Origin of the sequence: Halobacteriovorax sp. HFRX-2_2 (genome assembly GCF_043196705.1) — a bacterium.
Taxonomy (GTDB): domain Bacteria; phylum Bdellovibrionota; class Bacteriovoracia; order Bacteriovoracales; family Bacteriovoracaceae; genus Halobacteriovorax_A.
This window is the reverse complement of record NZ_JBEBMT010000004.1, coordinates 232,876-257,263: the sequence shown is the minus strand read 5'-3', so window position 1 is coordinate 257,263 and position 24,388 is coordinate 232,876. Positions and strand designations below refer to the sequence as shown.

The following is a 24,388-nucleotide window of genomic DNA, read 5'->3' as shown; positions in this document are numbered from 1 at the left end:
TCTCATGCGCTTTTTCTTCTTGGCCTGATCTTCTAAATCCTTCCACTGCTGTTGCTGAGTTTTTTGCTTTTTCTTATTCTTTTCATCTTTATCATTATTGTTTTCAGACTTATTTTGGTCTTTCTTTTTATTACCTTTATCAGATTTGTTTTGATCTTTTTTCTTATCTTCTTGACCCTTTTGCCCTTGGTCTTTCTGATCTTGCTTGTCGTCTTTATTTTGTTGACCATCTTTCTTTTGCTGTTTTTGGTCTTGGTTTTTATTATCCTTATTATCTTTATTTTCTTTATTGTCTTTGTTTTCTTCTTGTTTCTTCTTATCTTGTTCTTGCTTTTTCTTATCTTGCTTCTGCTTTTGAAGAGCAAATTTGATTTGCTTCTTAATTGCTTCTGCAAGCTCTTCATTATCTGCATTTTGCTCTAAGATATACTTATAAAGATTAACGGAATCGACAAATTGATTATTTTTCAAGAGTGCAGTTGCATAATTAAAGAGGTCTGTTGGAGCCTCATCTTCATAATTATTCAATGTTTCATTATAGATATCGGCAGCTTGCTTTTGCCCATCCTTCTGCTTCAAAAATAATTCAGCTAGTTTTAACTTCTCATCTTTTGAAATATTACCTGCACGCATTTTATCAACTAGCATCTCTTGCATTGGATCGACTTCTGCTTCTTCTTGAGCATAGCTATTCTCAACTGGAAGAATAAATAGAGAAAATAAAATAAGCATGACAACCGGCTTAAATGTTTTAAAACGTCCAAAGAACACTGATAGAATGTAAAAGATAATACTTGTCACGATGAGCCAATACCCTAGAACCGGTCTTGATCTCAATGTTCCCTTAGTGAAGGAATTCAAATGAATATCCTTAAAGAATCCAAGAATCTCTTGTGTTGGTAAGCTATAAGATTCCACAAACCATACTTTTGCGTATTTAGATTTATTTACGAGATCTTCAAAAAATTGCTTATTTAGTTTAGAGACGATTTCGACGCCATTGAATTTTTTATAACCAAAGAAATTACCACGCTTTCCACGCATAGGAATTTTTCCACCTTCCTCAGTACCAACCCCAACGATTGCCAAGCTAATTTCACCAGGAATATCAACTTCAATATTAGAGTGCTCTTCACCATCTGTGATTAAAAGAATATTTCCTTTTGTAAATCCGTCACTTGTCTTAAAGAATTGGAACGCCTCTTTTAAAGCAAGACTAACATTTGACCCTCCTTCCGGAGCAGCACTTAACATTGTTCCCAAGCGTGACTCAAGAATATCGACATCATCTGTAAATGGAACGATCTTACGTTGTATATCAGAGAAAATGCTTAAGGCAACCTGATGGCCATAAGCATTTTTAACAAAGTGCTTTGCAATAATAGCTGCTTTAGAAATTCGATTAGGTCTAATATCTTCAACTAACATACTTAAAGAATTATCAATTAAGATTAGTGTTCTCTGGTTAGGAATATTAGATTCAACAAGCTCTTCAGGGCCACGAAGATCTCCAAGAGAAAACGCAAAACCAAAGAAGGCCAGAGTATAGCATAACATTGACAGCTTACTTATTGGCCTAGAATTAAAATTCCAAACCTGTTTAACAATTTTGAAAAAGCGTTTTCTTAGTATGAACAAAAGTGTGATAAATATAGCAACCGCTACAATAGAAATGATCAATAGCTTCGTATTAACAAAATCCATTATGCAACTTCCCTTAAGTATAAACGACGAGTACCTTCAACCAACATTAAGAGTAAAACACCTGCGAGTAAAAACTTATAATAATCTTCTTGATAAATAATACGTCCTTTAATCTCAAGTCCTTTTCTTTCAAGTTTATTAATCTCAGAAAGAACTTCATTTAAAGAGTCGTTATCAGAGGCAACAAAGTCTTTTCCTCCTGATAATTCTGCAATCTTTTGAAGAGTTTCAAAGTCCATACTTGCACCAGGCATATTCTGGTATCTCTTTCTTCCAAAAGCATCTCGACCGATCGGTAATTTTGCATCTGGGTCACCACCAATACCAATCGTATAGATCTTTATTCCTAACTCTTTTGCTTTCTCTGCAGCTTGCATAGGAGACATTAGACCTGCGTTCGCACTACCATCAGTTAGTAAAATGATTGATTTATTTTCAGCAACACTCGTTTCTGACCTTGCCAAGGCCAATCCAAGAGCATCGCCAATATTTGTACCAGAACCGAGAAAGCCAATATTAATCTGCTCAACTGATTGCTCTACTAGCTTTAAATCTGTTGTTACTGGAATTAGTGTAAACACCTTATCTCCAAACATGATGATACCAATTCGATCAACAGGAGATAGTTCAACAAATTTTCTTATCTGACTTTTCGCAGCTTCTAATCGATTTGGAGGAAAGTCTTCGGCCAACATCGATCTTGAAACATCAACAACAAAATAAATATCATTAATTTCTTTTTTTACATTGCTCTTGCCCATAGGAGTCTTTGGCCCCATTAGGGCAAAGCTGATAAGGGCCCATGATGCAAGAGAGACTAGAAATAGAAGCCCTCTTAACATAGACGGCCTAGTCTTTAGGCTATATCGCGGAGGAAGGATTAATTCCCCTTTTTTGAAGATTGCAAAAAAATCGATGCACCAAAATAGAAATCCTATAACACCGACAATGAATAAGTATTTGTTGTGAAAGATATAATTACTTAACAATGATATTCTCCTTGGCACGATTATGGAGATCAGAAATTGTTAAATCATCATCATGTGTCCAACTTCTCTTATACTGAAGCTCATTTATCTTATTTAAGTAGTCCTTAAACACCTCTGCGTTTTCAAATATTTCTTCATAATTTATTTTTTTCGAATAGATACCCTCATGTTTTTCACGAGTATCAGCATCTCTAAATTGGTCAATCTTTTCGGCCCAAGCCTTTTTAGCATTTTGCTTCTTATTAAATATTTGAAAGCCATAAAATGAAGCCAGCATTACAACAAGTAGCACCACTATATATATGACATACTCAATAATGGACCTTTCTTCTTCTAACTTTTTATCAAAAACAATGAAGTCTTGCTGTGCAACCGCTGTGTCTTGAAAGTTGATACCAGAAAATGAAACACCAAGGGCCATTCCTCGATAATCCCATATTTTTGGAAACGAATTCTTTGGTGTTGCAACGAGAACACCACTAGCTTCCACGATATAGTATTGCGGATTAGTTTTTAAGAAATATTGTTTATTAACTTTTGATATCTTAACAATATCAGCAAAGTCCCGTGACATTAAATTATTCTTAAGATCTTCATCAATTACATCTGTAATGGGATAAATTGTAAGCTTGAAGTCGCGAATTTCACCAACACTCCAAACTTTCTCATCACCTTCAAGGCTCAGCTCTATCTTTGTATCAAGTGCTCTCGTATTAAATGAGAAAGATATTAGAATTATTGCAAGAAATGAATAAAAGGAATGCAATTTCATTATAACATCTCCTTAACAAAATCTTCCAAGTAGCGATCCCCTACATTGATATCTTTTAATCTAAAACCAAAATCCAATGGTTCAACTTTACCCTTAAGTCTGGCATCGACTTTTCCGCTTCCTTTCCCCGCAATACGTCCAATTACAGAGAAGCGAAATTCATTAGAAGTATCGAGCGGACAAAGTAATCTAAAGGCGTGTACATGTTTTCGGGCCGTGAGTCTTTTTAAAGTTTCTGGTGATAAGAATTCATAGAAATCACTAAGGATAACAACTTCTCTTTTCTTATAAAACTCTCTTACTAGCTCAGCATCAAATTTATCAAAATTACGCTCTTTTTGAGATACAAGATATTCAGTATCAATTTCACCGGCCTTATTAATGACGCTAGACTTCCTTAGGGCATCAACAAATGCGACAAGTCCAGCTTCTCCTCTTTTCTTTTGAACTCTTACAACTCGATCATTCAAACAGATAATAGTTTCTATATAATCATGAGTTTTTTCAGAGAGTAAATAAAGCAACGAGATAATTTCAAAGGCAGCAGCTAGTTTTGACTTACCATTGTGTCCAATAACCATACCTGGACTACAATCAAGTAAAATTGTAATCTCCACATTTCTTTCTTCTTCGAAAGTTTTAATATATGGAGTATTCGTTTTAGCAACCATTTTCCAGTCAATAAAACGAACATCATCACCATGAACATACACCTGATGTTCCTTAAACTTTAACCCCGTACCTCTAAAGTGAGATTTAAGCATACCAATAGAAAATGAGTTTGCTCTTTTGAACAAACTATTTTTCATATTTTGAACAATTTGATGTACTTCAAGTGTTTTCATATTAAATCATTTTCTGAGCAATCTTAACTGCTAAGTCCCTTGGGTTTATACCATCAATAGATGCCTCATAAGTTAAAATAATTCTGTGCCCTAAAACAGATGCCACAACTTTCATCACATCATCTGGTGTAACATAATCACGTTGGGCCATAAATGCGTTAAAGCGTCCTAGTTTCTGTAACCAGATAGCAGCACGTGGTGAAGCACCAGCTTGAACAAGTCCCTTGAAGTCAGGTGAAAAGTGTTTATCTCCTGGCCTTGTTGCTCTTACTATCTTAATGATCAAGTCCTTCATTTTATCATCAACATAAACCTTATCAATCTCTTCACGAATAGAAAGAATGTCATCTGTTGAAAGTATAGAGCTTAAGTCCTGCTTAATATTTTCTAAATCAAGAATTGATTTTTCAGCTTCAAAATCAGGATAATTAACACTTACTTTCATCATAAATCGATCAAGCTGTGCTTCTGGAAGCGGGTATGTTCCTTCTTGTTCAATAGGGTTTTGTGTAGCAAGTACAACAAATGGACTTGATAGTTTATGTGTCGAATCACCGATCGTTACTTGCTTTTCGGCCATTGCCTCTAGCAGTGCAGATTGTACCTTGGCCGGCGATCTATTAATTTCATCGGCAAGTAAAAGTTGTGTAAAGATTGGTCCAAACTTCGTCGAAAATTCTTCCTTTTGCTGTGAATAAACCATTGTCCCAACAAGATCAGACGGAAGTAGGTCTGGCGTAAACTGAACTCTTTTAAATGTTAAGTCACAAAGCTTACTCATTGTTGATACAGATAATGTTTTACCTAAACCAGGCATACCTTCAATAAGAAGATGTCCTTCACAGACTAATGCAGCAATAATACTATCTAGCATTTCATCTTGGCCGTAGACAATTCTCTTGGCCCTATCTAAAACACTATTAACCTTCTGTCTTGAATTATCAGTCATTTCTTTCCACCTTATAAGCTAAATATTTTATATAATTTGATTTTGAATCTAGTCGACTAATAGGATGATCCAGTCCCTGTATACCAGTATCGATTAACCTAATTGTAAGATTATTCTTTAGAGCACTCTTAGCAACACATTGATCTAATTCATTCATCGAGATATTTTGTGTACATGATGCTGCGGCAAGAATTCCACCCTTATTAATCATCTTAAAAATACGGGTATATAGTTTTTCGTAGCCACTAATCGCGGCCTTCTTATCTTTATAACTTTTACTAAATGCAGGAGGATCACATACGATTACATCATAGCTTGTACCTTCACTTACTTTTTCATCTAAAAACTTAAAGACATCCTTACGCGTAAAAATACCACGATTGCTAAAGTTATTTAGCTCAACATGATTGCCAACCACTTCTGCCATATTTGCTTGGTCGACAAACTCAACCTGCTCCACACCTGCACGTAAGATATGCAGTCCCCACGACCCCACATAAGTAAATAGATCAAGTCCTTTTTTATAACTTTGCCCTGTTCGCTTTATTAGTTCTTCAAACTTTCTTCGATTTTCACGGTGATCATAATAGTATCCCACCTTTTGCATCATCTCTCTTTTGATCTGATACTTAAAACCAGTTTCTTCAATTTCGATCAGCTCAGGTAATTCATCACTTTCAAAAACAGGAAGTTCTTCGATGTCACGATACTTCTTATTATCGAGAAGTATCACTTCCTTATCGAGAAGCTTTTGCAAATGTGCTTTTATTTCACTTCGAAAAGTGTCCATTCCCGCTGTATTAATTTGTAGAATGACACAGTTTCTGTAACCATCAAGAATCAGTCCAGGGAGTCCGTCTTCATCACCATAAATCAAACGAGCATCTTGTCCATAACCTATTTCAGAGCGGTAGTTTATTGCATCTTCGATAGCTTTTGCCACATACTCCCAAGGCTCTAACGATGATTTAAATATTGCAATATTCTTTTTTCGTGTTGAGTTTGGATTAACAAATCCAATATACTTATCTTTTAAATGACTAAAGCTACACCACTCACCAGGACGATGTGAACGGAGTGAATCGTCAATATCATTTTCAGATAAATGAATAACTTTACTTTCAAAGTGAAGTCTAACTTTTTTATTAATTTCTATTTGTCTCATTTATAGGCCTATAATCTTTTTGGCTTGCCCAGTATTGATTTGATAGTTTTGAATTTTCAAATCTAGTTTACCTAGCTCAACCTTCTTATCCCCTGTCACAACATATGACACAGCTTCGATATTACTTGGTAATCCGAAAGTTCCAAATTTATCATATTCGATCTCAATCTCTTTAATAACAGAAGAGGCTCCCCTTCCTTCTGAAATAGATATCTGAGAGATTACACTCTTTCCTTTTGCCCATGATTTCTTAGAGTAAGAAAATGATGTTTTTGTATGTAGTTGTGGACTACTTGATTCGATCTCTTTAATTTGTCCGCTCGAGTATAGCTCAATACTTAAATCAAGTAATTCTGCCTTGTCTTTAACTCTAATATAACGACTATTGTTTTTTGGATCTTTCTTAAACGCACTCTGCTCAAGAGGAGTTGTTAGGTTTTTTGCTAACACCAATTCTACATACGGCTTAACTTTTGCAATTAACGTTTGCTTAAGTAAATCAAAGCCTTTCTCCGGCAGCCCCTCGACTCTAATTCTAATATTATTAGGGTAAACCCAGTAGACACGATAGTAGATATCATCGGGCTCTAAGGCCGTGTTTGACCTTACGTATTTTTCTAAGTTTGGCTCACGGATATCAAAGAATAGGTCCTGTATCTGTCCTTCTAATGGAGTATACGTTCTTAACTTGTGATCGTTAAAGATACTACTATTGTTAGAAAAAACAGATGAAACAGAGAGTAATAAAACAACAATTAGAGATAAGTTAAATTTCAGCATAATATGTCCTTTTAACTTATTTTAAAAGGGACATAGACCATTACCAACTAGTTGAAATTATTTCCTTCCAATTGACTTTAGGGAGAATCAAATGCTTCTCTTTCTTATAAATAACTTTACCTGCTGCGCCCTTTACTCCCTTAAGGTTTTCTACTTGAGTAAAAATAACAGGTATTTGATCTGCACTAAACTCACTATAATCGGCCAATATTGATGCTACGACACTGTATTTATCGAAATCGAAGCCCTCTAAGTTTTTTGCAATAACGTGAGCACTCTTATCTCCATCAAGGTGAAACCAAATATCTCCTTTAGTCGACCATTTGCTTCGGATATAGTCATTTCCTTTTGTGTTTAGGCCAACTGCAATTGAAATATCATTCCATTTGAAAATAGAGTGATCATCCGACTTATTAACTTCAGTACTTTTTTGTGCAACTTTTTTCCAAACAGGTACATTTATTTTTTCTTTAACAAATACGACTTTCTTAGACTCGATTTCTTTAATAACATCCGCAAGACGCTTTTCTAGAAATTCTTCACCCTTTCTAAGTTTCTTTATCTTCGTGAAAATTACGTTCTTCTTTTGATAATAATTAAGGCCATAATCAAATTTTGCCTTAAGACTCTTATATTTGAATACGTGTTCACTTAGGTCCAATTCGTCATTGATTAACTTATTTTCTAACTCATGTCTGACTTGGCAATTTTCTAAATCTTTTTCAATAAACTTCTTTTTTCGCATTAACTTCTTATTATAAGTCGTCTCAGCTTTTTTATTAAATACTTCAGCTTCATCTAATATGAGCTTCTTCTCATTGATGTCTTTCTTATCTAATTGTTTACGTCCAAGTTCGTTGAAAATATCAAAGCAGTCTTCAAACTCAAATAATTGCTTCTTATTTGATTGCCACGGAGAAAAATGTAACTTCTTCCCTTCATTGAAGTACACATACGAGAAAAAGAGCTGACGGCCTTTCCAAAAAAGTAAGAGGTTACTCTTGTCATAAAACTTAAAGTTTAAACATTTATCTTTTGTGTCGACTTCAATTTCACTTAAGCGTGAATTCCTAATATTAGATCTTAAAAACTCTAAGAATTGATCTCGAGTTATTCGATACTCAGAAGGTATACTTGGAATTGAATCCCAAATTCCACAATGTTCTCCACCTCTACCTAGTGTGATACAAAGGTTTTTACCTCTAAGCCTCAACTGTAGTAGGACAAGCTTTCCAGAGGAAAAGATTTTTTGAATTTTTGGGTTTGTCGACACCCCATTTTCAAATAATTGCGCATTAATTTTATCGACATTTCGCCCTAGCTCTGAGAAATTTAAATTCATGAATAATCCAACAATTTTGTCACAAACACTGAGTAATATTGACTGGAGCAAGATTGCTTCTGAAATTATCACCCATGCAAGGTTTCAAGTTAATAAGAATATTATAGAACATAACCCAAAGATATTCGAATCTGAACAACTAGACGAACATTTTTATGACTTAAATGAGATTATTAAGAAAATTGACGAAACTGGTAATCTTGGTGATTTCTTCTTTAGCAACTTGAGAGATAGTGATGAAAATCACAATGCCTTAAATTATATTGCAAAAGGTGGCGTTGCAACACTGGACCAGCTAAATTTTTTAGCTAATACCATTGAGAATCTTTTTTCAACTAAACGTGTATTAAATTTTGGTAATTACCGAGTTTTCTTAGATGAATTAGTTAATAAAACACAGAGACTTAAGCAAAAGTTCATTAATCCATTTCGTAAATTTGTGGATGCTGATGGAAGTGTTCACTTAGAAAAGCACCCTGTTATTGCTCCTTTAATTCAAGAGCAAATAAGTCTTGAGAGAAGAATTCGTGAAACGATTAACTTTATTTTAAAAGATGAAGATATTTCAAAACGCCTTCAAATGGATACCTTTGATATTATCAATGAAAGATTTGTCATACCTATTAGAAGTGATTCCTATCGAAGTGATCTAGGTAGCATTGTTGCGAGATCATCAACTGGTAACACTCTCTTTGTAGAACCAGTTGCGACAAGAAAAATGTCTAATGAGCTAATTGAGATTAATTCAAAAATTGATTACGCAATTTCTCAGATTTGCAAAGGTTATTGCGACCTGATCAATAATGATCTGCCGACAATGCGTGCTGTTTACTCATTCTTTATCGAACTAGACTATACATATACATTAGCTAGTTATTCACATACTAAGGATTTCTGCTACCCAGAAGTTAGCCAAGATGGAACGACTAACTTAGTGGACTTCTATCATCCCCTTATTGAAAGCTGTGTTCGAAATACGATCGAAGTTGAAAGTAAGATGAGAGGAATTATCATCTCAGGGCCCAACACGGGGGGGAAAACTGTTTCCATTAAAAGTATTGTTATTGCGCACCTCTTTTTAAAGCTTGGATTATTTATTCCAGCGCAAAAAGCGAAGCTACAGTACAAAAGCGATGTCTTTTATTTTGATAGTGACTATCAAGACTTAGAAATGGGACTCAGTTCATTTGCCGGTGAAGTTCAAGTTATTCTATCAATGCTTGAAAATATCCAAAATGATTCACTTATTGCAGCAGATGAAATCTTTAATTCGACATCATCAGATGAAGCATCATCTCTGGCCTACTCAATTATTAACTATGTCACTAAAGAGCTAGGCTGTGACGTTTTAATTTCAACTCACCATCAGTTGTTAAAAACAAAGATCCAAGAGAGCAAGGAGTTTATCTCTGCTCATGTAGGCTATGACTTTGATAATAACACTCCTACTTATAAGCTAATTATTGGAACTCCAGGTTCATCAATGGCCCTGGAAATCTTTAATCGTTTAAGTAAGAAGCATAATATACCTGCCTTCATATTAGATGATGCAAAGAAGATGCTTGATACAAAATATGTTACCTATGAAAGGCTTTTACAAGATCTTTCAAAGAAACAAGAAAGAATCAATAAAACACTTAAAGAAAATATACAACTTAACCACGAGCTTAAAAATCAAAAGAAATCTCAAGAAGGTATTCTATTTCTCGAGAAACAAAGAGCTTTTGACCAATATGAGAAAGAGATTAAAAAGATTATCAAAGGGCTTAATGATGTCAAAACCAAAAGTCTAAGTAATGAGATCTCTTCACTAAATAAGCAGTATGAAAGGCTAAAACCAAGTCAAGTTGAGAAGCCAAAAGAAGAAAGACAAGTTGCCACAGAGATTAAAGTAGGTTCACGCTATTTTTGTGATCGCCTAAACTCGACTTGTGTTGTCTCAGAGATTAAAGGCAAGAATTGTGTTGTCGAAGTAAATGGTAAGAAAATTTCTGTACCAAAAGCATCACTCTTTGATCAACAAGGTATTAATAATAAAAAGCCTCAAAAGGCCAAGAAAGTTGAAATTAATGTTTTTAAAACGATCAACTACACGACCGAAGTTAATTGCCGTGGTATGCGCTTAAGTGAATTTCAACAAAAAGTCTTCTCTTGTATCGATGATCTAAGAATGGGCCATATTCCATATTTAATTATTGTTCACGGACATGGTGATGGAACCTTAAAGAAATGGCTTAGGAATGAGCTCAGAAGACAGCGAGATTTAAGTTGGTCACCGGATGAAGGAAATGATGGGGCGACACGTATTGATCTTACTCAATCGACTTAAAGATACGTTCTGACTTTATATTCATCTGCCCAGTGTAGCTATCTTGCATCATTGAAAACCAGACAAAAAATGCACGGCCTCTAATATTCTCGAATGGGACAAAACCCCATGCTCGCGAATCAGAAGAGTTATCGCGGTTATCACCCATAACAAAGTAGTGACCTTCAGGAATTTTTGTCAGTGGATAATTAAGCTTATAGATATTATCCATATCTTTTTTCACAACAAATTTTTTGTCCTTCATTGTTGTTTCAAGATAGTCGTAATTATCATTATATTTAGTTGCTATAAGCTTTTCAGCTATTTCCTTACCATTAATATAAATCTTCTTATTCTTAATCTCTATGCTTTCACCAGGTAGGCCAATAACTCGCTTAATATAATTAATTTTTGGATCATTCGGATACTTGAAAACGATAATATCCCCACGCTCAACATCATTTGTTCTTAGCAAATAGAAAGGATTTGAATTAACACCACCTAAGGCAATATCCGAGAAAGGAAGCTTGAGGCCATAGCTAAATTTTTCGACAAGAATAAAATCCCCTATCTCCAAAGTTGGAATCATTGACCCAGACGGAATTCGGTAAGGCTCATAGAAAGAAGATCTGAAAGTGAGAAGAAATAAGATAATTAAAAATGAATCACGGCACATCCTAAGAAAGCTTTTCTTACGACTTGCTATTTTCTCTTCTAATATATCACTCACTTAATTCCTCGGTAGTATTTTGAAATAATCTCTTGTGCCAACTTAGTTGATTTAACATACCATTTTTCGTAGTTGATAATCATAATACACACAGAGATACCCTTATCGTCTAAATTCTTTTTAGGTTTAGCATAAGAAGTAAACCAATCCCTTTTACCGAATGGAAAGCCACCAGTAATTGAACCTGTTTTACCACCAATCTCAAGCTTATTAGAGATACGTCGGCTCATATATCTTCTAAATGTTCTTCTGGCCGTACCACGCTTAATCGTCCCCTGCATTAACTCAGAGAGCTCCTTTGCTGTCTCTAGACCAATGACTTGTTCTTTGCGAACTTCATTTTCCCAAACCTTCTGGTTTTGTTCATCAACAAGATCAGTTGCGAGGCGAGGGTATTGAAGAACTCCCCCATTGGCCACAACACTAGATAAAACTGCACAGTGAACAGGTGAAATTTGTGTACGTTTATTAAAGCCTGAAGCGATCTCGGCCATGGCATAGTCTGTTTGTGGTATTTCAAAAGTAGACTTAGCTAAATCAATCTCTTCCATTAAGCTATCATTAAAACCAAGTCTTTTGGCCATATCCTCTAGCTCTTCTGGAGTTGTATTATTAATTGCGGCCTTCCCAAAGATAACATTATTAGAATAGGCAAAGGCCTTATCAAATGATGTCGTTCTCTGCCAGCGAGATTTCTTATTTTTTAGCTGATACTTGTAAAGAGTCGTTCCACGCCCGCGATACTTAAACTTGTCGTGAATATCAAAATCTTCATTATTAATTAAATCAGCACTCGTTACAATTTTAAATACACTTGCAGCAGGATGTGTTCCAGTAAATGGAAGAAGGTAGTCAAAAACCTTTCCTTGACGTGTGAATCCAATACTAACAAGGAGATTACCGTTATTGTTATCCATAACAACGACTGCTGCCTTGTCTGGACGATAGTAGCGAAGACGCTTTCTTACAAAGCTTTCTAACTTAGGATCTGTTGAATAATTTACCTTATAAGATTTTGAATTATGCGAAATCGTTTGCTTGAATGGAGTTTTAGGATCTAAAAGTTGGCTCGAAAGGTAGTGCCTCAATTGTTGATTATCGATGACACTTGCCTTTGGCTGAACTTCTATTTTCTTTTGCTCGTCTTTTCCAACTAAAAAATATCCTATTAAGGCGAGCGGAGCTAAAACTAATAAATACTTATACAAAAACCTATACTTGAACACCTTTATAGCCCTTACCAATCACAAAGAATTCCTTACTAACCGAACGAGTTGATTTCGGCTTAAGGAAATGGAATTCTTTAAAAATACTTCTTTGTGATTTTAGAAAGACTTGTGCCTCATGGCCATCAAATACTTTAATAACGAAGTTTCCATCTTTTCTTAAGAAGACATCTAAATGTGCAAAAACTTGTTCAATTAAATTTAAACTTCTAAGTTGATCAACAGAGCGAACACCCGTTGTATTAGGGGCCATATCAGAAATAACGACATCAAATTTACGATCAAAATCAAGTTCTTCAACTGTCGTTACATCGAAAATAGACTTCTCAAATAACCTGACGTTCTTAACTCCTAAAAGCTTCTTATTGACTGGCTTAATATCAATACCTACCGCAAAACCCTCAGGCCCTATCTTCTTGCTTGTATACTGCATCCAAGAACCAGGGAAGTAGCCAAGATCGAGTACATTATTACCCTTTTCGATAACCTTATACTTCTTATCAATCTCTTCTAACTTGTAAATAGAGCGGGCCAGGAAGTTTTCTTTCTTGGCCTTATTGTAATAATAATCTTTAACTTTAAACGTCATTAACTAAACCTTATATGTAATATTAGACTAACATTATTCAAAAAACTGAAAAAGTCGATTTTTGTAAGTACACGACATTTTTCTTACATCTGAGCTCGAAAAAAAAATTTCTTTTGTGAAAAAACTTATTGACTCAGGTTTTTTACTAACATTATTAACAGAGTTATCCACACTTGACCATAATGCTTGGTTATTTTTCATTAAATTAACTTTTACTAATGAAATGCCTTATTTTCAACACTTTACCCTTCATGTTGCGATGTGATGACAGGTTTTGACAGGTTGCAAGTAAACTTACCAACAAAAAATACCAACTTATCCACATATGCACATTTCAAAGTGCTTTTAAAGCTTGTCAATAATATTTTTCGATTAAATGAAGTAAGATTTTGGGGGATGAATTTCCCTTATGCTCAAAGCACAATAATAGTTATTTCAATAAGGTAGAAGAGAATTACTCGGAAGTAACCATAAATTCTAATTCATCACTACTTGCCAAAATTGCACCATACTCTTCCCCGTCATCATATGTAAATGAACTAGCAATCAGCTTGATACTACTATCAGCTGGATCGACAAATACAAATGGATGGGAAGTGGCTGCGTCTTTGCGCATTTTGTACGAATCAGAAAACTCTTCAAACAATTGTCTTGTTATATGAGACTTAAACAGATGAAACTCCCTTTCATCGTTAACGTTAATTTAATTATAGTTTAAATCTCATATAAATAAATAAATTTAAGTCCTAGGGTTTTAGTCAATTGCTCCAATCGTTCTAAGTAGGATCTTAACTCGGCCCTCAAAGTGTGAGTCTAGCAGACAAATAATAATATAGACTGCATAGATCATATTCCTAGAGCTTCTAAGGCCTCTAATCTTTTGGAAGATCACTTCAATAAGCAGGACACTAAAGAAAGCTAAGAGCCATAGTATTGAGAAGTCCTGAAAGGTTCTCGAGCTAAATAGCAGATCAATTAAAAGTAAGCAGAGAATTGAGATTGCGACCTTAATTGAAGAGTCATGTGAGATATTTAGAATCTTATGCTTTTCACTGCGAGTTTGGGCAAGAATCTTATACATAAAAATAACAAGGCCAAAGAACGAAAGCACAAAGAACGACTTACGTGAAACGAGTCTCGATATTTCTGAAGAAATAATATTTACACTCTCAATCATTCCGATCGAGATCGTGCTAGTAGATAAGAAGAAAAGAGATATCGATAAGAAAACTCCAAGTAACGTGTACTTAAAAAACTGTCTCTTATACCAAGCTGTTTCTTCTTTAAAAAAGACGAAATGGATCAATAGTAGCTGAACTACTAACAGGATAATATTGGACTTATCAATAACTGTCCCCCACGCACCTAAAAGGCCAATAAAAAGCCCTGAGCGGTACGTAGAGCTCTTTGTCGACCAAAGAGTAGACCATACCCATACTACTGAGAAAGTCGTTAAAAGGGTAAAACCGTAATTATTAGCTAGTATCTTTGAAAATGACCACGAGGAAACTAAAGCAAAGACACCTAGTAGTGACAATCTTCTTGAAACAAAATTTCGAAGAAGCGCATAGAATGTCATTAGGAATAACGACATCGTCACATAGTAGAAGTGAATCGACCAAGAGAGGTTTAAGAGCTTTGGATACTTACTAAATGGAATATAGTTAATTGATATAAAATTCCAGAATGCTCCAGACACTCTTTCACTTGGATCAAAGAATAGTCTTAAAGAACTAGTTGAAAACAAGTTCGGTAGTTGTGGTAATGAAGTAAAGAACATGACGACTGTTAAGAAGAGTACCGTTTTTTCAAACTTATCAAGATAGCGATACTCGTGAAAGTTCGTTGATACAGACTCTTTAATAATCTTTCCTCTTGTTGGCCAAGAGTAAAACAGCCCCATTACAATCCACGTCACCCAGAAAATATTATAACTCCACTTATGTGGCAGCAGGCTTAGAAGATTGAAGTATATCGCCATGAAGAACATCCCCATGAAAAGTCGATACACGACTCTATCGATTGATGAGTTTACTTTAAAATAGATCTTTAATCGGTGATCAATTTCTTTTCCAAGTAAGAACCACTGGGAAACAATAAACATTGAAAAGAAGATCATTGCGATGATTTGCCAAATCGGTGCGAGATTAACTTCTTTTTGTAGGTAGATTGGTAATAATAAGAATGTAAAATATGTAACTAGTCGAAATAACAAGAATTTTGTCTTTTCAATGTAAATATCCGACTTTTTTTCTAAAGTTTTCACAATAATACCCGATAAATTTAGTACAAAATCCCAATCCCAAAAAAATTACTTTCTCGAAAAGTACCCGCCCACAAGGCGGGTTTTTTATTTTCAGGGATTTACCCATTATAGCCCCTAAAACATCAAATGACGAAGGGGCCCTGCCTAGAAAATTATTCCACTAATGATGCGACGGAAAAAAAACCTCAAGTGTGATAAAATCTGAGTTGGAGACAAGTGTGAAAAGGATTTTCACATTTAAAATCAGGAGGATTTTTGTCGATAGCAATGGGCTCCATTAACACAGGACTTCCTAAGGATATTGTTCAGCAAATTATGAAGGCGGAACGTATTCCAATCCAAAATATGGAAGTACGTAAGGGTAAAGTCGCTGACAAGAAAGCTCTTGTTCAGGAACTTACATCCCTTGTTGAAGGAATGCGCGGAACCCTCCTCCAAAACGGTAGTGCTAGATCACTTAGAGAACTGAGTGTCATTGGTAATGATGATATCGTTGGAATCACAGCAGACAAAAACGTTGCGGAACCTGCAACATACCAATTTGAAGTAAAACAACTTGCGCAAAAATCATCGGCCATGACAAGTGGCTTTGCCGATCCTGAAGAAAGTTATATCGGCGTAGGCTTTATTCAATACTCACTACCAAGCGGTGATACAAAAGAAATATATATCGATGCAGATAATGCATCTCTAAAATCAGTCGCCAAGCTAATTAATAGGGATGAGGAATCAGGACTTAGGGCCAGTGTTATTAATGATGGCTCAGAGTCAGATACACCTTGGCGTCTTATCCTCTCACTTAAAGACACAGGCGATATTAATAAAGCAGACTTCCCAAACTTCTACTTCGTAGATGGTGAACAAGATTTTTATATAGAGTTTGAAAGAGAAGCCCAAGATGCAGTTGTTGCACTTGATGGCTTTGAAATTGAACTACCAGAGAATAAAGCTGCTGAGCTAATTCCAGGTGTAACGCTAGATCTTAAGAAAGCGAAGCCAGGTGATGAATTCACAATCAACATTAGTGAAGATGCTGGGAAAATTGGAGAAAAAGTTAAGTCACTAATTGATCAAATAAATGGTGTCTTCACTTTTATTAAGCAACAAAACACAATGGATGAAACAACAGATACATCAAGAACACTTGGTGGGGATATCCTCCTACAGTCCATTGAATCAAGATTAAGAAATGCCATATTTAAAGATATTCCACTAAAAGATGGTAGCACTTCTCGTATTGGAGAACTAGGTATTCAGTTTACAAGAGAAGGTTTACTTGAGTTTGATCAAAAGAAATTTCAAACCGTGATGGAAAAAGATTATGACCATATTGCTGAAGTACTAACTGGTCGATATGAAGACGGAACAAAAACTAATGGGTTCATCGACAACCTTAAGGAGACTGTTGGGCAACTTCTTCAGTTTCCAAACGGACTACTCTCTTCAAGAAAGAGATCACTAGAAAATAATATTGAAACAATTGATAGAAGGATTGCTCAAAGAGAGAACATGCTTCAACAAAAAGAGAAGAACTTAAAAGATAAATTTTCACGCTTAGAAGGAACCATGTCTAGGATTCGCTCTCAAGGTGCTGGCCTTGGCGGACCTCAGCCAATGGGGTAATTAAGGAGAAGTAAATGAGTTACGGTTTAGGAGCCTACAAACAAACATCTGTTAAAACAGCGAGTAAAGAACAAATCTTACTTATGCTTTATCAAGCTGCAATTAAGAACTGTAAAAGGTCAATTGAAGCTATCGAAAAGAAAGATATTGCAGGTAAAGGACAATATATAGGAAAGCTTCAAGATATTATTATTGAACTTAATAGCAGTCTAGATTTTGAAGTTGGTGGAGATGTAGCAAAAGAGCTTTCTTCATTATATGACTTTATGCTGTTTTCAAGTACACAAGCAAATATCAAGATTGATAAAGAGCCATTAAAAGGGGTACTAGAAGTCCTAACGACTCTTTATGAAGGATGGCAAGAAGCTGTTAAACAATTAAGAGTTGAGCAGAAGGCCAAATAATGGCGAGCATGGAGATCTTTGACAAGATCACTAGACATCTTGACCTCATGGGACTTCTTGTTAACTCAACGAAGTCCATGATTACTTCATGTCATAATGGCCGTTATGACCTAGTCGAACATATTTCAGAGAATAGAGAAAGATTGATTAATATCATTCGCCTACTCCAAGATGAGATAGAAAGTGAGTTACAAAATAATAAGGCCGTTTATCCACAGGAAGATATGGATATCTTCAAGGCATGGATTGGTGATGTTACAGAACTAGTTCAACAAAACCAAAGACTCGATGAGGAGTGCTTAAACCTCTTAGCTGAAGCAAAAGAGTCAACTACTAAAGAGATCTCAACAGTATTCAAAAAGCGTCAACAATTCCAGGGATACAACCTGAACAATGTAAAGAACAGGTAATACTAGACCAGTTTGCCCCCTTAATCGAAATTATAGTATAATGTGGTGGAGCTCTAGGATAGAGCTTCACTTATATAAAAGACCATTGGGCCTTAGGACGAGGAAATTATGGAATTAGTAAAAGAATCAGCACAAGCAATTCCTGCGAAATCACTTTCTTTTTTAGATATTCATTCTTATGAGATTAAGCAATCTCGTAGTAATTTGAAAGTACCCGTTATTAACGGAGTACATCTTCATTCGAATTATCATCCAGCAAAAGAAGCTAAGAAGTTAATCGCCAACATTGAGCATCAGCTTAAAGAAAATAAGAATTTATTAATATTAGGTTTAGGATTTGCCTACCATGTTTATGAAGCCTGTAAACTTTTGGAAACTTACCATGGTCAAGATTACAAAGTTATTGTGATTGAACCCAATGAACAAACGTATACAGAGTGTATCAAAAATAACCTTTTCCCTAATAAGAATATTGAAGTCTATGCGACAGATTATGTTGCTAGTATTTACAAAGAAAAGAATGTTGCTTCATTTCTATCACAGAGGCCAACAATTCTTACCCATGCACCATCTTTTTCACTCTACAATACTTTCTATAAAGCATTCTTAGACTTTGAAGCAAGTATCAAGATTAGTGACTGCATTGAGCATATCAAGTCGAGTGAACTTAAATCTCTTTTATACAACGCTGATCAAGATAAGAGTATTGATCAACATATTGAAAGTGCAATTTATCAAACTAACCAATTTAAAAATAAAAATGATTTTTTACTCCTAGCATTTGATGCAGTTATCAAGCAAGGATAAGAGGAATAGATGAAAGATATACTTATTATCAATTTCAAAAGACATGGTGACATTTTTCAAATGGGAAGACTTATTTCTTCTATCAAGAACAACAACCCTGATGCAAACGTCACTGTTTTAATTAATAAAGAATTTGAAAAATCAGCGGAACTTCTTAACGGTGTAAAGAATATTATTACCTTAGATAGAAAGAAGATTGTAAGTTACAAGAAGAATAAAATCTATTCAAATGGCTTTGCTCTTGATGAATTTGGAAAAACAATTAAAGAGATCAACAAAAGTTGGAACTTAGTAATTAACTACTCTAACGACCGTATCTCAACAAGCCTTGCATCATACCTAAACAAAGAATTCAAAGGTATTCAGTTCGATTTAAATTGCAATGTTAAGTACTCAAATGAATGGGCCGTCGTTTTCAACGATGTTTTAACGCAACAAAAATATGCACCACTCAACTTTAATGACTGTTATCACAAGATGGTGGGAATTGAAGAAAATAATTCATTCAACGCTCTACATGTATCAAATGAATACAATAAGGTTTGTCACCAAAACTTTTTAAAGATGAGAAAGGCAGAAGGAAAAGTTGATCCTAAACTAGTTGCAGTTCAACTTACTGCCTCAAACATTAATAAAATGATTGAGAGACAAGAGCTAATCAACTTAATAAATAAACTAAATAATAAAGAAGATACTATTCCACTACTCGTTATTGCACCAACGTCTGATGAGAGATCATATGCGAATAAGATCAACTCTGAATTGGAGCAAAAGGCCGTTACAATTGAAGCTCAATTCAGTGCTCTACCTTCAGTGTTAATTAATTGTGACCTTTTAATTACGCCAGATACGGCCATCAAGCATATGGCCGACATCTTAGATGTTCCAACAATTGAGCTTTCAATGGGACCATCTCCATTTTTAAAGCAAGGATCAACTAATCAAGAGAGTATCATTATCACGCCAAGAGTGAAGGATCGTGACTTTGCTTATGGCCCAAGTGCACATACAGAGAAGCAAGTTAGAAATAATGAAATTATCAAATCAGATGATATCATTTACACACTAGATAAATTCTTTCTAAACAAAGATGTTCAGAAGCTAGAAAACTCTGATATTTCAATCTATCAAGTTAGACAAGATGAACTAGGTGCATTCTATAAGAATATAGAAGGCCGTATGGATACTGAAATTGAACTAGAAAGGTATCTTTCAAGAGACTTCTTGTATCGAAAAATCGAAAGAAAATCATTATCAGGACATGGAATTGTCGAAAGTGACTTAAATTTTACTTCAAGCTGGCTAGAGCAAGCACAGGGGGAGCTAATCAACTCTTCAAGACATGTATTAGCAGCAATCAAAGCAACACTGGCACAAGATACAGTGAAGCTACAACAAAAACTAACAGAAATAACTTCATACATGGGACACACATCTGATTACTGTGCACTACCATTCTTATTTTATAGAGCAAAAATTAATAATATCGAGAACCCGACTTTACCTGAAGTTGAGCATATTTTAATCGCATTAAAAAATGACTTACAAATACAATTTGAACAAATCAAAGAGGTTTCAAATCTAATCAGAGAAAGTCGCAGTAGATTACGTCAAGAATCTACAAAGGAATTATTAAATGAATCAAGATCGTAACACTTTAAAGACAGAATTCTTTAAGGAACTTGAAAGAATACAAGAGAAACAAGTTAAAAGAGAAAACTTGAGTGAAGATGATATGTCATTTTTATATCTATGCTCTGTTTTAGAAGAGGAATAGGAGAAATCTATGAACGCCTTAAAAAATGAAGCAGATACAAAGAAGACTATTGCTATAATTCAAACGACAAGAATTGGTGACCTTCTTCAAACATCTCATGCGGTTAAGCTACTTAGAGAGAATCATCCCGACTATAGGATTATCTTAGTTGCTCGCAAAAAATTCGCATCACCGATTATGTTCTTACTAGAGAAAGTTTTTGATGAAGTTATTTCTATTGAGCACAAATCAGCAATGGTAGGCGCTGAAAATGTTAGAGAGGCCCTATCAAATCTTAAAAAACAACTCAAACAAATCAATGACCAAAACATTGAAGTTTCGATAAACCTCGCATTCTCAAAGTCTGCGACCTATCTTCATTCATTAATAGATTCAAAGAATAAAGTCGGCCCTCACTTTAATGAGCTTCACGAAAGAGTCATTACAGATAGATGGTCACAGTATCTTTACTCAACTGTTATGAGAGGAGATTTAAATCCTTATAATTTAGTGGATCTATTCTCATCGATTATTGGCACAACAAAGAAGCTTACCCACTTAAGCAACAAAGAGTTTTCAAATGAAAAGAAAACCAATTTATTAATTCATCCATTTGCCTCTAATGAAAAAAAAATGTGGAAGGCAAATCGCTGGGTTGAGGTAATTTACCAAACACTTAAAAAGAACGATCAAGTTAAGGTTTATATTTGTGGCGCCAACCAAGATCAGAAATCAACGGATGAAATTTTAAATTCAGAACTCATTAGGCCATATAAGAACAGGATTGAAGCCTGGATTGGATTAGACCTAAAAGAGCTATATTCTAAAGTTGATAATTCTTTTCTATTTGTTGGCCATGACTCAATGATTGGAAACTTACTAAGCTTCAAAAACATAAAGACATTAACAATTTCTCTAGGAACAGTTAGGCCTCATGAAACAACGCCATACGCCCTGGATAATTATAATCTAGCTCCAAAGACCGAGTGTGCACCTTGCTTCCCAAAGGATGAATGTAAGGACTACAAATGTCACAATGATGTTCCGTACAACATCACTCATCAGTGTATTGGACAATTATTAAACAACAATAGAATTAATATCGAGGAACTTAACAACTCATGTTCTTCTTTATCTCTTAGTAGAGTAAAGCTTTACCAATCAGACATGCTTGATAACGGCGATTTAGTCATCAATGAATTACTACATAAGGAACAAGATGCAAAAGAAGTTATGCGAAATTTCTATCACATTGCGTGGACTAGCATTTTTACTGAAGTTAACACTAGCATGGATATCCCTTCTTTTAATCTTCAAGCTAAAGCACAACTAAGTTCACATATCAAAGGAATCGAGACTCTTTACGAATTATCAGAATTTGGAAAGAAATACTCAAGATATATTATCGAAGAGATTAGCAAGAACACTCCTAGCTTAGAAGAAATTAAAAAGTTCTCGGCAAAGCTAGATGAAATTGATCGTTTAAGCGATCTTGTCGCAACTTCATATCCCCTACTATCTCCAGTAATTGATTTTGCAAAAGTTGCTAAGAACAACCTACAAGGAAGTAATCTCGTTAATTTATCAGAGGCAGCATTCTACACATATAATGAAATTTCACTTATGTGCAGTGTCCTCTACGAGTTCTTCGAAAAATGCTCACTCATTAACAAGGCCAAGCAAGAGGCAAGGGAAAATATATGATCACTTTAGAACTAGGAAACGATAGCTTTTCTCTGGATGGAAATTCAATTTCCCTGAGACAGGCCATCACAGCAATCGAAACAGATGGTATTTCGACAAATGAATCAATCACAGGTGTCGTCATTGAAGGCAAGACGTTTCCAATAAATGAAGTTGGTGAATTGTTAGACTACACACTAGAAGAGTTAGGATACCCAAGCCTACAAATTAAAAATTCATATGAATTAGCTTTTGAAGCACTCGAAGATTGTAATCGATATATTAGCGAGTTAATTGATAAGATCTTAATTACTACAGATGAATTCAATAAAGGTAATATCGATCAGGCCAATCTCTTCTTTGCCGATCTAATTGAGCTACTCGATCTTTACGTTCACTTAATCACAAGAATTCATGCGACTGCAAGAAAGGCTAACAAAGAATATTTTGCAGATAAAGAAGTTATTAAGAATCTGGAAATCCACCTATTTTCAGTGATTAAAGCACTAATACCAGCTCGTGAAAACAATGATATTGTGATGCTTTCTGACTTGCTAGAGTATGAACTAATAGATAATCTTAAACAGTGGAAAATCAAAGCAATACCACTCATTCAAGAGTCGAAAATAAATTTCTAAATATCTATACTGATAAGGCTGTCTTGGAGTCTATCCTTCAAGACAGTCATTTTAATACGACTTCAAAAAAAAACTCACAACTACAAATCACAAAAATCAATAACTCAGAAATTGAATTAAAACTTAATAGTAAGAAATTCGTTCTATTAAATTCGCAAGATTTCATACTCGATAACCTTCGTGATTCCAAAGAGCTTATTTCACAAATTGATAAAGAGTATCAATTTAAAAAGAAAGATAATATTCGTTCATTTCTTAAATATTTAACGACCGCAGAAGGTCTAAACGGCTTTAGTTCAACACAGATGTTGATCCATCAAAAAGGTACAACCAATATTTATTCAATCACCTACAAGAATGATGAATATTATGAAACCTATCAAGAGCCTACCTTTTTCAATACCCTCTTTGCCAAAGTGAGAAAGAGTAAAAATAAATCCTTTGATCAAAAGGAATTACTAAATAAAGACATTCAACTTGATGGACACTTCTTGGCCAAAGAGCTTTCTTTTCGTGATTACAACTTAATAATACTTTTATCACGTAACGATCTATTCCCTATTGCTGAAACGGATCGATCTATCTTTAATGACCTTATTATCAAATCTATTCCCAAGCTATTTAATATTATTACAATTGAGAGTAGTAGACAGTCTAAATTAGAAAGTGATCGCATCTTATCAAACTTCCCTATCGACTCATTCATAATCGAAGAGGACGATGTTAAGATTAATCAAATTGGAATTGAAGACCACCAACAAGATACAAGCTCCCTGCACCATGAAAGGATCTTGCTTATGGGTGAACTATTAAACACCTTGAGACACGAGCTTAGTAATCCCCTTTTTGGAATCGATCTGTCACATAATTTACTTATTGATCAAACGAGTGATTTTGACGTCAAGGATACACTCTCTCATATTTCAAATAGTGTGAAACGATCACAAGCAATTATTCAAGAGTTTTCAAACCTCTATAAAGACGACGAAGAATTCACTTCAATTTCTTTAAAGAATTTAATTTCGGAAACTATAATTTTAACTAAATCTGAATCGCGTTCTCACAAGGTAAATTTCAATATGGAAAATGATATTGAAATCATGTCGAATGGAACGCTACTAAGCCAAGTAATATTTAATCTACTTATCAACAGCTCCCAGGCCCTAAGTGAGAATAAAGTAGAAAATTCAAAAATAGATATACTCGTTAGCGAGTCACCAAAACATATTCTTATCGATATAATAGATAATGGACCTGGAGTACCTGATTCTTTAAAGAATAATATCTTTAATCCATTCTTTACAACAAAAGAGACGGGAACAGGACTCGGCCTAGCAATTTGTAAAAATTTAACAAAGAAAATTAATAGTGATATTTCACTAGTTAATAGCAATGAAGGAGC

23 protein-coding genes are annotated in these 24,388 nt (G+C 34.7%); 10 read left to right on the top strand and 13 right to left on the bottom strand.

Translation table 11 applies throughout. The features are described from left to right. From ABMA79_RS14095 to ABMA79_RS14060, 8 genes are all read right to left on the bottom strand, one after another. Positions 1–1,704: VWA domain-containing protein (locus ABMA79_RS14095; RefSeq protein WP_393093397.1), on the bottom strand; the 1,704-nt coding region annotated here is incomplete at its 3' end. Continuing rightward, on the bottom strand, positions 1,704–2,546 hold the full coding sequence (locus ABMA79_RS14090; RefSeq protein WP_392861175.1) for a VWA domain-containing protein: 843 nt from the start codon (positions 2,544–2,546) through the stop codon (positions 1,704–1,706). The genes ABMA79_RS14095 and ABMA79_RS14090, both read right to left, overlap by 1 nt. 136 nt (positions 2,547–2,682) lie before the next feature. Then, a complete protein-coding gene (locus tag ABMA79_RS14085; RefSeq protein WP_393093394.1) occupies positions 2,683–3,465 on the bottom strand; it encodes a hypothetical protein in 783 nt (260 codons plus the stop codon). Next, on the bottom strand, positions 3,465–4,310 hold the full coding sequence (locus tag ABMA79_RS14080; RefSeq protein ID WP_392861178.1) for a DUF58 domain-containing protein: 846 nt from the start codon (positions 4,308–4,310) through the stop codon (positions 3,465–3,467). The genes ABMA79_RS14085 and ABMA79_RS14080 overlap by 1 nt, the downstream gene beginning before the upstream one ends. A 1-nt stretch (position 4,311) precedes the next feature. After that, positions 4,312–5,259 (bottom strand): AAA family ATPase, encoded by a 948-nt coding sequence (locus ABMA79_RS14075; RefSeq protein ID WP_393093391.1) that lies wholly within the window; start codon positions 5,257–5,259, stop codon positions 4,312–4,314. Beyond that, a complete protein-coding gene (locus ABMA79_RS14070) occupies positions 5,252–6,424 on the bottom strand; it encodes a class I SAM-dependent rRNA methyltransferase (RefSeq protein WP_393093388.1) in 1,173 nt (390 codons plus the stop codon). The genes ABMA79_RS14075 and ABMA79_RS14070 overlap by 8 nt, the downstream gene beginning before the upstream one ends. Next, on the bottom strand, positions 6,425–7,204 hold the full coding sequence (locus tag ABMA79_RS14065; protein ID WP_393093385.1) for a hypothetical protein: 780 nt from the start codon (positions 7,202–7,204) through the stop codon (positions 6,425–6,427). Positions 7,205–7,244: 40 nt separating this feature from the next. Continuing rightward, positions 7,245–8,546, bottom strand: a complete 1,302-nt coding sequence (locus ABMA79_RS14060; protein ID WP_393093383.1) for a hypothetical protein — start codon at positions 8,544–8,546, stop codon at positions 7,245–7,247. Here ABMA79_RS14060 and ABMA79_RS14055 point away from each other — a divergent pair. Further along, entirely contained in the window at positions 8,545–10,875 is a 2,331-nt protein-coding gene (locus tag ABMA79_RS14055) for a Smr/MutS family protein (protein ID WP_393093380.1), read from the top strand. The genes ABMA79_RS14060 and ABMA79_RS14055 overlap by 2 nt on opposite strands. On the opposite strand, the gene lepB is transcribed toward ABMA79_RS14055, so the two are convergent. The 5 genes from lepB to ABMA79_RS14030 all read right to left on the bottom strand — a co-directional run bounded on the left by lepB (position 10,859) and on the right by ABMA79_RS14030 (position 15,665). Next, positions 10,859–11,584: a signal peptidase I gene (gene lepB, locus ABMA79_RS14050; RefSeq protein WP_393093377.1), complete on the bottom strand. Its 726-nt coding sequence runs from the start codon at positions 11,582–11,584 to the stop codon at positions 10,859–10,861. The two genes, ABMA79_RS14055 and lepB, sit on opposite strands and share 17 nt — an antisense overlap. Then, on the bottom strand, positions 11,581–12,792 hold the full coding sequence (locus ABMA79_RS14045; protein ID WP_393093374.1) for a penicillin-binding transpeptidase domain-containing protein: 1,212 nt from the start codon (positions 12,790–12,792) through the stop codon (positions 11,581–11,583). Before ABMA79_RS14045 ends, lepB begins: the two co-directional genes overlap by 4 nt. Before the next feature lie 4 nt (positions 12,793–12,796). After that, positions 12,797–13,399, bottom strand: coding sequence for an SAM-dependent methyltransferase (locus ABMA79_RS14040; protein WP_392861191.1), 603 nt, complete (start codon positions 13,397–13,399; stop codon positions 12,797–12,799). Positions 13,400–13,853: 454 nt separating this feature from the next. Beyond that, the gene (locus tag ABMA79_RS14035) at positions 13,854–14,015 is read right to left on the bottom strand and encodes a hypothetical protein (protein ID WP_392861192.1); all 162 of its coding nucleotides are present in this window, start codon (positions 14,013–14,015) and stop codon (positions 13,854–13,856) included. A 138-nt stretch (positions 14,016–14,153) separates the two neighbouring features. Beyond that, positions 14,154–15,665, bottom strand: a complete 1,512-nt coding sequence (locus tag ABMA79_RS14030; protein ID WP_393057022.1) for a hypothetical protein — start codon at positions 15,663–15,665, stop codon at positions 14,154–14,156. 255 nt (positions 15,666–15,920) lie between these two features. On the opposite strand from ABMA79_RS14030, the gene fliD reads away from it, so the two are divergent. The 9 genes from fliD to ABMA79_RS13985 all read left to right on the top strand — a co-directional run. After that, positions 15,921–17,288, top strand: a complete 1,368-nt coding sequence (gene fliD / locus ABMA79_RS14025; RefSeq protein ID WP_393057020.1) for a flagellar filament capping protein FliD — start codon at positions 15,921–15,923, stop codon at positions 17,286–17,288. Between the two features lie 14 nt (positions 17,289–17,302). Next, positions 17,303–17,692, top strand: coding sequence for a flagellar export chaperone FliS (fliS, locus tag ABMA79_RS14020; protein WP_392861197.1), 390 nt, complete (start codon positions 17,303–17,305; stop codon positions 17,690–17,692). After that, positions 17,692–18,102 (top strand): hypothetical protein, encoded by a 411-nt coding sequence (locus ABMA79_RS14015; protein ID WP_392861199.1) that lies wholly within the window; start codon positions 17,692–17,694, stop codon positions 18,100–18,102. The genes fliS and ABMA79_RS14015 overlap by 1 nt, the downstream gene beginning before the upstream one ends. A 108-nt stretch (positions 18,103–18,210) precedes the next feature. Then, entirely contained in the window at positions 18,211–18,909 is a 699-nt protein-coding gene (locus tag ABMA79_RS14010) for a hypothetical protein (protein ID WP_392861201.1), read from the top strand. A gap of 9 nt (positions 18,910–18,918) precedes the next feature. Continuing rightward, positions 18,919–20,562: a glycosyltransferase family 9 protein gene (locus ABMA79_RS14005; protein ID WP_393093371.1), complete on the top strand. Its 1,644-nt coding sequence runs from the start codon at positions 18,919–18,921 to the stop codon at positions 20,560–20,562. Beyond that, a complete protein-coding gene (locus ABMA79_RS14000; RefSeq protein WP_392861205.1) occupies positions 20,546–20,686 on the top strand; it encodes a hypothetical protein in 141 nt (46 codons plus the stop codon). The genes ABMA79_RS14005 and ABMA79_RS14000 overlap by 17 nt, the downstream gene beginning before the upstream one ends. A 9-nt stretch (positions 20,687–20,695) precedes the next feature. Further along, the gene (locus tag ABMA79_RS13995) at positions 20,696–22,369 is read left to right on the top strand and encodes a glycosyltransferase family 9 protein (RefSeq protein WP_393093368.1); all 1,674 of its coding nucleotides are present in this window, start codon (positions 20,696–20,698) and stop codon (positions 22,367–22,369) included. Further along, a complete protein-coding gene (locus ABMA79_RS13990) occupies positions 22,366–22,986 on the top strand; it encodes a hypothetical protein (RefSeq protein WP_392861209.1) in 621 nt (206 codons plus the stop codon). Before ABMA79_RS13995 ends, ABMA79_RS13990 begins: the two co-directional genes overlap by 4 nt. Continuing rightward, on the top strand, positions 22,935–24,388 hold a 1,454-nt coding region (locus ABMA79_RS13985; protein ID WP_393093365.1), incomplete at its 3' end, for a sensor histidine kinase. The genes ABMA79_RS13990 and ABMA79_RS13985, both read left to right, overlap by 52 nt.

Coding starts and splice junctions, on each gene's coding strand:
- ABMA79_RS14090 (WP_392861175.1), bottom strand. CDS start 2,546: ATGTTAAGAGGGCTTCTATTTCTAGTCTCTCTTGCATCATGGGCCCTT.
- ABMA79_RS14085 (WP_393093394.1), bottom strand. CDS start 3,465: ATGAAATTGCATTCCTTTTATTCATTTCTTGCAATAATTCTAATATCT.
- ABMA79_RS14080 (WP_392861178.1), bottom strand. CDS start 4,310: ATGAAAACACTTGAAGTACATCAAATTGTTCAAAATATGAAAAATAGT.
- ABMA79_RS14075 (WP_393093391.1), bottom strand. CDS start 5,259: ATGACTGATAATTCAAGACAGAAGGTTAATAGTGTTTTAGATAGGGCC.
- ABMA79_RS14070 (WP_393093388.1), bottom strand. CDS start 6,424: ATGAGACAAATAGAAATTAATAAAAAAGTTAGACTTCACTTTGAAAGT.
- ABMA79_RS14065 (WP_393093385.1), bottom strand. CDS start 7,204: ATGCTGAAATTTAACTTATCTCTAATTGTTGTTTTATTACTCTCTGTT.
- ABMA79_RS14055 (WP_393093380.1), top strand. CDS start 8,545: ATGAATAATCCAACAATTTTGTCACAAACACTGAGTAATATTGACTGG.
- ABMA79_RS14060 (WP_393093383.1), bottom strand. CDS start 8,546: ATGAATTTAAATTTCTCAGAGCTAGGGCGAAATGTCGATAAAATTAAT.
- ABMA79_RS14040 (WP_392861191.1), bottom strand. CDS start 13,399: ATGACGTTTAAAGTTAAAGATTATTATTACAATAAGGCCAAGAAAGAA.
- ABMA79_RS14035 (WP_392861192.1), bottom strand. CDS start 14,015: ATGCGCAAAGACGCAGCCACTTCCCATCCATTTGTATTTGTCGATCCA.
- fliS (WP_392861197.1), top strand. CDS start 17,303: ATGAGTTACGGTTTAGGAGCCTACAAACAAACATCTGTTAAAACAGCG.
- ABMA79_RS14015 (WP_392861199.1), top strand. CDS start 17,692: ATGGCGAGCATGGAGATCTTTGACAAGATCACTAGACATCTTGACCTC.
- ABMA79_RS14010 (WP_392861201.1), top strand. CDS start 18,211: ATGGAATTAGTAAAAGAATCAGCACAAGCAATTCCTGCGAAATCACTT.
- ABMA79_RS14005 (WP_393093371.1), top strand. CDS start 18,919: ATGAAAGATATACTTATTATCAATTTCAAAAGACATGGTGACATTTTT.
- ABMA79_RS14000 (WP_392861205.1), top strand. CDS start 20,546: ATGAATCAAGATCGTAACACTTTAAAGACAGAATTCTTTAAGGAACTT.
- ABMA79_RS13995 (WP_393093368.1), top strand. CDS start 20,696: ATGAACGCCTTAAAAAATGAAGCAGATACAAAGAAGACTATTGCTATA.
- ABMA79_RS13990 (WP_392861209.1), top strand. CDS start 22,366: ATGATCACTTTAGAACTAGGAAACGATAGCTTTTCTCTGGATGGAAAT.